The 8,788-nt window shown below is 61.8% G+C and carries 7 protein-coding genes; 2 read left to right on the top strand and 5 right to left on the bottom strand.

Translation table 11 applies throughout. The features are described from left to right. Nucleotides 1-203 precede the first annotated feature (203 nt). From EPO09_RS06635 to EPO09_RS06615, 5 genes are all read right to left on the bottom strand, one after another. The gene (locus tag EPO09_RS06635) at nt 204-557 is read right to left on the bottom strand and encodes a DUF4442 domain-containing protein (protein ID WP_290641417.1); all 354 of its coding nucleotides are present in this window, start codon (nt 555-557) and stop codon (nt 204-206) included. A 50-nt stretch (nt 558-607) separates the two neighbouring features. Then, entirely contained in the window at nt 608-1,048 is a 441-nt protein-coding gene (locus EPO09_RS06630; protein WP_290641415.1) for an SRPBCC domain-containing protein, read from the bottom strand. Between the two features lie 61 nt (nt 1,049-1,109). After that, nucleotides 1,110-2,606 carry a M48 family metalloprotease gene (locus tag EPO09_RS06625; RefSeq protein ID WP_290641413.1) on the bottom strand — a complete coding sequence of 499 codons (1,497 nt, stop codon included), beginning with the start codon at nt 2,604-2,606 and terminating at the stop codon, nt 1,110-1,112. 59 nt (nt 2,607-2,665) lie between these two features. Continuing rightward, nucleotides 2,666-4,891, bottom strand: a complete 2,226-nt coding sequence (locus EPO09_RS06620; RefSeq protein ID WP_290641411.1) for a glycosyltransferase family 41 protein — start codon at nt 4,889-4,891, stop codon at nt 2,666-2,668. After that, nucleotides 4,888-6,726 (bottom strand): tetratricopeptide repeat protein, encoded by a 1,839-nt coding sequence (locus EPO09_RS06615; RefSeq protein ID WP_290641409.1) that lies wholly within the window; start codon nt 6,724-6,726, stop codon nt 4,888-4,890. The genes EPO09_RS06620 and EPO09_RS06615 overlap by 4 nt, the downstream gene beginning before the upstream one ends. Nucleotides 6,727-6,993: 267 nt before the next feature. Between EPO09_RS06615 and EPO09_RS06610 the strand changes: the two genes are divergently transcribed. Together EPO09_RS06610 and EPO09_RS06605 are read left to right on the top strand one after the other, a co-directional pair. Next, nucleotides 6,994-7,128, top strand: a complete 135-nt coding sequence (locus EPO09_RS06610) for a hypothetical protein (RefSeq protein ID WP_290641407.1) — start codon at nt 6,994-6,996, stop codon at nt 7,126-7,128. A gap of 133 nt (nt 7,129-7,261) precedes the next feature. Then, nucleotides 7,262-8,788, top strand: a 1,527-nt coding sequence (locus EPO09_RS06605) for a filamentous hemagglutinin N-terminal domain-containing protein (protein ID WP_290641405.1), incomplete at its 3' end; no start/stop codon positions are given.

The following is an 8,788-nucleotide window of genomic DNA, read 5'->3' as shown; positions in this document are numbered from 1 at the left end:
CCCTGAGGCGACGACATGAGTGGCGATGGTTGGACAGCTCTTGATCGATCCAGTATCCAGGAGTACCCCCCTAACTCATAGCCAATTTGCCCGGATTGACCGCCGCACTGTCATGCTGCACAACAAAGCTGTGAAGCAGGTCACGTCCGGGTGCTTCCCCGCCCTAGGGTGAACACCAAGCTGCACCGCAGCATCACGGGCCATCACCTGCGTTTTGGCAACCAGGCCATCTCCATATAGCCGGTAATCGGCGTCTGCCCTTGCGCGTCTTCAATGGTCACCGACACCTTGAGGCTGCCCTTGGGTTCGGTGCAGATGGCGCGTGCTTCCTCTGGCGTCAGCCTGGCTGTGGCCTTGATGTTGCCCTTGTTGGGCTTGCGCAATTCGACATGGATGGTCTTGACCACCACGATGGCATCGTCGGGCACATGCTGCCCCACCAGCAGGCCGCTGGCGTATTCGGCCGCCAAGGTGGCGGCCACCGCATGGATGCCGCCCACGTGATTGCGGACACGCCGTTTCAGCGTGATGCCCACGGTCACCTGGTATTGACCCAGGGAGAGAAGGCGACAGCGGTTGGTCCTGGCTTCCTACTTCGCCAATTGGCTCATAGGCTTGACGTTGAGGCACACCGGGCCAACTCCTGCCCCAGTCGATCCAGGTTCTGCTCGTTGGCCGGCACCACAATATGACGGATGGCCTGCCCCACCGCGGCGTCTTCAAAAGTCTGGTCCCACATCAGCAAAGTCCCGTTCGGTGAGGGGGTGAGCGTGATGCTGAGCTGAAAGTGAGGCGCGCACACATGCTGGATCACCACTTGCTTGTCCGACTCGATGCGAGCGAAGACTGCTTCATTGGGGTAGGTCTTGCCGTCAGGTCCGATCATGTCAAAGACCCACCGGCCATCAGGCTGGAACTCGAAGACATCAAACTGATTGGAAAAGCCCTCCGGGCCCCACCATCTGGCCAGACGCTCGCCATCCTGGATGGCAGCGAACACCTCAGCTGGCGTGGCGCCGAATGTCCTTGTCGTGCTGAACGTGATCATGAAGCTTCCTTTCTACGCGATATGTCAGCCATCTTTCATGGCGCTGATGGCGGGCTGTGCGTCACTGCACAGTCTTGACCAGTTGCCCGGGCTTGGGCTCGGTACTGCCCTCGCCATAAGCCCCGTTGATGAGTTTGAGCCGCGCTTCCTGCTGACTCAGCAAGGGCGTTGATCGGGCCAGTTCCGTGAAACCGCCACGCGGCAACGCCACGGACTTGAGCGCCCAAGGTCTGGCAGCCGCACGATCCGCGGCGCTCAGGGCCCTGAACGACGCTTCTGCTTCCTGCATCTGCGCTTCGTTGCGCTGCAAGGTGGCCGCATCCTTGGCCGCGTACTGCATCAGGTACTGGTGCCCCGCAGGCCCCGCAACCACAGTCAGGTTGACGTTCTTGCTTTGCCCCTGGCTGTTGCGCACGGCCCCCACAAAATGCAGTGCCGAGAGCCCGTTGAAACTGCGTTTTTCCGAGCGCCCCTCGCTGGGCTTGATCACATTGCGAATCACCTCTTCAGGCGTGCCACCGGCCTTGTCTGGCACCAGCCTCACGATCAAGCCAGCATCACCCGCACCATTGACCAGCGTGATGGCCTCAGGCGCATTCTGAATACGCCAACCATTCGGGGCCGTCAGAGCAATGCCCAGGCCCTCATGATAGAAGTGCCGCCCACGGGTCACGCCTTGCTCACGGCTGTCGCCGAAGGTCATGCCATCGATCGTCTTGAGGTAGTGCGCATGCTGATCGTCGGCATAGCGCCCGCCATAGCCTGCAGCGATCTGTTCGATGTCGGCCAGGCGCTTGTCATTGCTGGGGTGGGAGGCCAGCCAGTTCGCGCCTGTTGGCGCAGGCCGGCCTTCTGCCTTGGCCGTGTCTGCTGCAAAGCGCTCCTGGTTCTTGAGCACTTTGATGACGTTGACCATGTTCTGCGGGTTGTACTGGTTGCGCGAGAGGTACTCGGCACCCAGTTCATCGGCTTGGGATTCCTGTTCGCGGCTGTAGGACGCGATGTAGCCCGCAGCTGCGGTTTGCGACACCTGATTGGCCAGGTCCGTGGCACGGCTGACGCCGCCTGCTTCCAGCACCATGCCCAACACAGTGGCGGCCATCACGCCAAAGCCCGCATTGCGCTCTTTGGTTGCGCGCTGCGCGCCATGGCGTGCGCACACGTGGCCGATCTCATGGCCGAGCACACCCGCCAGTTCGGCCTCGCTGTCCAGATAGGCCATGATGCCGCGCGTGATGTACACATAGCCACCAGGCAAGGCAAAGGCATTGATCTCCGTGCTGTCCAGCACGGTGAAGGTCCAGGTCAGGTTGGGGCGATGGGACTGCGCGGCGAGCTTCTGCCCCACATCGTTGACATAGGCCTGAACCGTCGGGTTGTCATAGGCCCCGTACTGCTTGAGGATCGATTGATGCTGCTTTTGCCCCTCGGCGATTTCGGCCGGCTCGTCCATGGCCGAGTATTCGGTCTGCCCCGTCACAGGGTTGACCACGGCTGTGCCGCATGCCACCAGCAGCGATGCCGACAGCAAGGCCGGCAACACACGATTCCAACGCATCAACAAGCTCCCTCATCAGACCAGGAACAGGCCCAGACCGAGAGCGTAAACCAATCTCTTCAGCCTTGCGTCGCCTGCTGGCACCAACGGGCCCACATGCCGCGCAGCGCCAACTCGAAGTGCTGGGCAAATCGGGCAGCGTCGAAGACCGGCGAGGCCAATACCTGCTTGCGCAAGCCCGCGCGCAAGGCCGACAACGCCATCAGATCACGCGCGTGGGCCACGGCCTTCGCCACGTAGTCATCGGCGTCTGTGGCCACCCATTCGGGCAGGCCTGCGTTCATCAGCAGGCCCACACCTTGCCGCGAGACAAGCCGTTCACCGGCCAGTGTGAGCACAGGCACACCCATCCACAGGCTTTCTGCGCTGGTGGTACCGCCTGTGAAGGGGAAGGGATCGAGGGCGATATCGATGTGACCATAGCGGGCAAGGTAGTCCGTGCGATTCGAACGCCCTTCCAGCACCAGACGATCGGACGCCACGCCTTGGTCCGCAAAGCGCGCCTTCACCATCTCGCACACACCAGGGTCATCCAGCTGTTCGGCCTTGAGCATGAGTTGGCTGCCATCCACGGCTTTCAAAACCCTGGCCCACAGGCTGACCACCTCGTCGTTCATCTTGGTCAGGTTGTTGAAACAGCCAAACGTGATGTGCCCGTTTTGCAGCGCAGGCAAAGGCGATACCGCCACGTCAACGGCGGGCTCGGTGAAGCACAGCCGCGTCTCGGGCAGGCGCCAGATTTGCTCGGTGAACGGCGCGCCTTCCGACTCGGGCAGAGTCCACGGATCAGCAACGAAGTAGTCCATCGCTGCCACGCCCGTGGTAGCGAAATAGCCCAGCCAACTCACCTGCACGGGGGCGGGCTTCCAGGCGAACATGGGCAGGCGGTTGTGCGCCGTGTGTCCTGACAGGTCAATGAGGATGTCGATGCGATCCGCATGGATCCGTTGTGCGAGGGCCTGATCGCTCATCGTTGTGGCCTGACACCAGCCCACACAACAGGCCTTGATGCGCTCGCTCAATGCGTCATGGCGAACATGCGTGGCATAGGCGAAAAGCGCGATGCTGTCTGCGGACTGGGCTTTCAAGGCACGCAACACGCCCTCAACGAAGTAGCCCACCGGATGCAGGCACAGATCGCCCGAGACGATGCCAACGCGCAAAGGGCGATGAACATCACGCTCGACAGACCAGTTGGTAAAGGAATAGGCCTTGCGCTGCACCACCTCGCCATACTGACGAGCCAGCACCAGCAATTCATCTGGCGTCTGCCCCGCAAGGTAGTTGCTCGTGAACAGAACATTGCCCAGCACGTCCGTGGCATCGGGATCCAACGCCAGTGCGCGGCGATAGCTTTGCAGGGCCTCGTCAAGGCGCCCCAGGTCCTTGAAGGCGTTGCCCAGGTTGTTGCAGGCATCGGCGAAATCCGGCTTGAGGCGCAAGGCCTCTTGCAGGCTGCCCAATGCCGCTTCGTATCGCCCCAGATCCTTGAGCACGTTGCCCAGGTTGTTGTGTGCAGCGGCCATGCCCGGCTGCAAGGTGATGGCCTGACGGTAGCTGGCCACCGCTTCGTTCAACTGCCCCATGGCCTCCAGCGCCACGCCCAAATTGCAATGCGCATCCGCATAATCAGGCTTGCAAGCGATGGCCTGTCGATAGCAGCGAACGGCCTCATCCAATTGGCCTGCCTCTTTCAAGGCCACGGCCAGGTTGTAGTGCGCCTCGGCGTAATCAGGCTTGAGTGCAATCGCCTGGCGATAACTCGCCATGGCCTCGTCACGGCGCTCCAGGTCCTTGAGCGCAATGCCCAGATTGAAGTGCGCCTCGACAAAACCTGGCAACAAGGCGATGGCCTGACGGTAGCTGGCAAGGGCTTTTTCCGTCTGACCCAGCTCCTTGAGGGCAATGCCCAGGTTGTAGTGCGCGGCCACGAAGTCCGGCCGGATGGCCACTGCACCTTCGTAGCTGGCTGCAGCCTCCTGCACCAGGCCTTGCGCTTTCTGCACATTGCCCAGATTGCTCAGGGCTTCGGCATCGCCGGGCAGCAAGGCCACCGCATTCTGCAGAGCCTCAAGGCCATCCTTGTTCTGCACAAGCAGCGCCGTTCCCAACACCTTCCAAACGAAACCGGATGAAGGGTATTGCACGCTCAGTTGGCGCGCACGCGCCTCTAGATCAGCGTAGCGTCCAGCGTTGAACAGGGCAATCAGGTAGCCGCCATCGGCCTGGGGCAGCACTTGTGACGCAGATACAGCCACAGGGCCTTTGTTCTTCTTGTTCTTCATCGTGCGATCCAGTGCTGCCACATGCCGTGCATGGCAGCCTCGAAATGACGCGCAAAGCGCGAGGCATCAAACAAGGGCGAAGCCAGCACCTGCTGGCGCAATCCGTCTCTCAGCCTGGCCAGGCTCGGCAGATCCGCCGCATGGGCTGCGGCCTTGGCCACATAGTCATCCAGATCGGACGCCACCCAGTCTGGCAGGCCTGCGTTCATCATCAGGCCCACGCCCTGCCGGGCGATCATGCGCTCGCCAGCCAGGGTCAGCACAGGCACGCCCATCCACAAACTCTCGGCGCTGGTCGTGCCGCCCGTGTACGGAAAGGGGTCAAGCGCGATGTCGATCTGGTGATAGGCGGCGAGGTAATCAGCGCGTGGCGATCGGCCTTGAAGCTGCAAACGCTTTGCCTCGATACCCTGCTCGGCAAAACGGGCATGCATGCGCTGGCATTCGGCCGGGTCGTTCAGCTGATCGGCCTTGAGCAGGAGCATGCTGCCGGGCACGGTTTGCAGCACCTGCCCCCATGCACGCACCACTTCGTCATTCACCTTGGTCAGGTTATTGAAGCAGCCAAACGTGACGTGGCCTTGCGTTTGCGCAGGCAAGGGTGAGACGGCCACATCGGCCTGCGGCGGCGTGAAACACATGCGCGTTTCGGGCAGGCGCCAGATCTGCTCGGTGAAATGCGCGTCTTCAGCGGACGGCAGCGTCCAGGGATCGGCCAGCAGCCAATCGATGGCCGCCACGCCCGTGGTGGCCACATAGCCCAACCAGCTCACCTGCACCGGTGCGGGCTTCCAGGCAAACATGGGCAGGCGGTTGAGGCCAGTGTGGCCCGAAAGGTCGATGAGGATATCGATGGCATCGCTACGGATGCGCTGCGCCAGGGCCTCATCGCTCATGCCGGCTACCGTACACCAGCCATGGCAAACGGCCTTGATGCGCTGCGTGACAGTATCTTCGATCGGGTTGTTGGCGTAGGCGTTGATCTCGATCCGGGACGGCTGTTGTTGCGCCAGGGCCTTCAACGCACCTTCGAGGAAAAAGCCAACCGGGTGCGTGACCAGATCTCCGGATACCAGGCCGATGCGCAAGGTGCGATCGACAGATCGATCATTTGGCCAGTCAGTAAAGGGCTGTGCCCGGCTGGCAACCAGGCTGCCGTAAGTCCGGGCATCAGCCAGCATGGCCTCGGGCGATGAGCCGGGCAGATAGTTGCAGGCGAACAGGGCATTGCCGCAGGCCTCAACGTAATCGGGCTTGGCAGACAGAGCTTGTTTGTACGCGTTCAGCGCATCTTCCAGCCTGCCCAGGTCCTTCAGGGCATTGCCCAGGTTGTTGTGGGCCTCGGCAAAGCCGGGCTGCAGGTCAATCGCACGGCGATAGCTGTCTACCGCTTCGTTCAAGCGGCCCAGATCGCGCAAGGTGATGCCCAGGTTGAAATGCGCAGCCGCGTAATCCGGCTTGAGTTCTGTGGCTCGTCGATAGCTGGCAGCGGCTTCTTCCAGTCGATCGCAATCCCGCAGCAGATTGCCGAGGTTGCTGTGTGCCTCCACGTCACCCGGCATCAAGGCCACGGCCTTCTGCAGGGGCGCAATGCCGTCGGCTTGCTGACCTTGCAGCAACAGGGCCGTGCCCAGCACCTTCCATACAAAGCCCGATTCGGGGTATTGCAACGACAAGTGCCTGGATCGGGCTTCCAGCTCCGCGTAGCGACCGGCATTGAACAAGGCGATCAGGTGCCCCCCATCCGCCTGGGGCAGCACCTTGGGCAAGGGCGCCAAGGCTGGCGCAGCCGGCCTGCTGAAGATATTGGGCGAGGCCTTGCTCTTGTTCTTCATGATGCGGCTGACTTTATCAGATGGCCTCCCGGCCTGGAGGGGTCACGTCAGGCCTGTGTCACTCGCACCGAATGCTGACGCCAGACGGTCCCGCCCAGGTTGTCATTGATCAGGTGGCGCGCACCGCCCGAAAGCCATCCGTGACAAGCCTCACGAAGCATGCGACATCGGGTAGATGCCCCCTGTAATCCAGGGTGTCGACCCGGTAGCGCCCGAAGCCGACAGTCACTACGCTGCTTACATTCGCTTGCATTGCAGGAGATCAACATGAGTGTCCGCCTGTCCATCGCCGTGATTGCCGGCATCGTAATTGCGCAAGGTCTGTTCGCCACGCACGTTCGCAACAACCTGGTTCGCGTGTGCAACCCCGATACCAAGGCATGCCAGTTCGTGCACCGTTGAGTGCGGGCTAACCCGCCCCCTTGTACGCGGGGCAGGGTGGGTCACTACCACCCATTGTTACTACGTGGTCTTTGTAAATTACCCGACACATTGAGCATTTCGTGCGCACCGTGTCGGCGCCATCTACAAAGTCATGTCGTACAAGAAAAGCAAGCAAACACCTCCTTTTGCACCCAGTCTCGTCGCTAGTACGGTTGCCGCGATGGCCTCGGCCTTCGGCCTGATGTACCCCCACACGGGTTACGCAGCAGATGTCGTTGCTAACGGCTTGACCAACACGAAAGTCACGTCATCGTCGAATGGCGCGACGGTCATCCAGATCGCCACAACCAAGTCGGACGGCACCTCTTACAACGGCTTCACGCTGTTCAATGCCACCAATGCCAAGGGCACGGTGTTCAACAACAGCCTGCAGACCACCACATCCAGTGCGTGGGGCACGATCAGTGGCAATACCTCGCTTGGCATGGCTGCCACGCAGATCATTGCGGAAGTAACGGGCACGCAAGCCTCGACGCTGAGTGCAGGCATCGGCATCAATGGCCAGAAGGCCAGCCTGGTGCTGATCAACCCAAACGGCATCGTTGTCAACGGCAAGGTCGTCACGACCAACATCTCGCAGGCCACGCTGGTGGTCGGGGCCAGCAACCGCACGGGCGACCTGGTGACCAGCCTGGATACCAGCAAGGCCAAGGCGGGCGCCAATCTGACGATCAACGGCGCGCTGCAAAACCCGGATGGCGCGCTGGCCCTGTTGAGCCCGGCCATCAAGGTGGCTTCTGGTGGCAGCGTGTCGGCGGGTAGTTCATCCACCTTGACCGTTGCTGTGGGCAACGCCACGTTTGACCCGCGCTCTGCCCGTCTGCTGGCCGTCGATCCCTCGGCCCCCTCGACAGTTTCTGTGGATGCCAGCTTGCTGGGTGCGATGAATGCTGGCGTGATCAATGTGATCTCGACTCGCCAGGGCGCTGGCGTCAACACCGGTGGCACCTGGACGGCTCAACAAGGCATCAAGGTTGACATCCAGGGTGGCTCGCTTGACAGCAGCAATGCGCAATTCACGGCCGCAGGGGCCGATGGCATCTCGCTTCACGCCAGCAACTCGCTGACCTTGAATGGCGGCAAGCTGACAGGTGGCAACGTCACGGTCGATGGCGGCCAGGGTGTGGCGCTGAGCAACGGCACCATCAACGCCACGGGCAATGCCACGCTGCACAGTGGTGGTGATCTGGCGCTCAACGGCTACAACGTCAACGCCACGCAGAACATCAGCGCCACGGCGGATCAGCATGTGGACATGCGCGTGTTGAGCACCACGACAGAGGTGGTCGATCCCACTGTGTCCACGGAAACCTCGACGGTCAACGTGAGCGGCAGCCTGGGCTTTGGCCTGTTCAAGCCACTGGGCATCAATGTGAGCGGCAGTGCCAAACTGGGCGCCAGCTACAGCGCAGGCAAATCCAGCACCACCACTGAAACCGTGTCCACGCTGAAGGCCGGCCAGGACGTGAGCGTGAACGCTGGCGGCGTGACGACCCTGACGGGCACCACGGTGAGCGCTGGCGGCAACGCCACGATCCAGGGCACGAAAGCCGTGAACCTGCTGGCCGCCCATGACAGCGCCTCGAAGAACACGGTCAGCCTCAGCCTGCAGGGTGGC

Origin of the sequence: Aquabacterium sp., from assembly GCF_004297345.1 — a bacterium.
In the GTDB taxonomy this organism is placed as follows: domain Bacteria; phylum Pseudomonadota; class Gammaproteobacteria; order Burkholderiales; family Burkholderiaceae_C; genus Aquabacterium.
Note: the sequence above shows the minus strand (reverse complement) of the source record. Positions and strands in the feature narration are given on the sequence as shown.

Coding starts and splice junctions, on each gene's coding strand:
- EPO09_RS06625 (WP_290641413.1), bottom strand. CDS start 2,606: ATGCGTTGGAATCGTGTGTTGCCGGCCTTGCTGTCGGCATCGCTGCTG.
- EPO09_RS06620 (WP_290641411.1), bottom strand. CDS start 4,891: ATGAAGAACAAGAAGAACAAAGGCCCTGTGGCTGTATCTGCGTCACAA.
- EPO09_RS06615 (WP_290641409.1), bottom strand. CDS start 6,726: ATGAAGAACAAGAGCAAGGCCTCGCCCAATATCTTCAGCAGGCCGGCT.
- EPO09_RS06610 (WP_290641407.1), top strand. CDS start 6,994: ATGAGTGTCCGCCTGTCCATCGCCGTGATTGCCGGCATCGTAATTGCG.
- EPO09_RS06630 (WP_290641415.1), bottom strand. CDS start 1,048: ATGATCACGTTCAGCACGACAAGGACATTCGGCGCCACGCCAGCTGAG.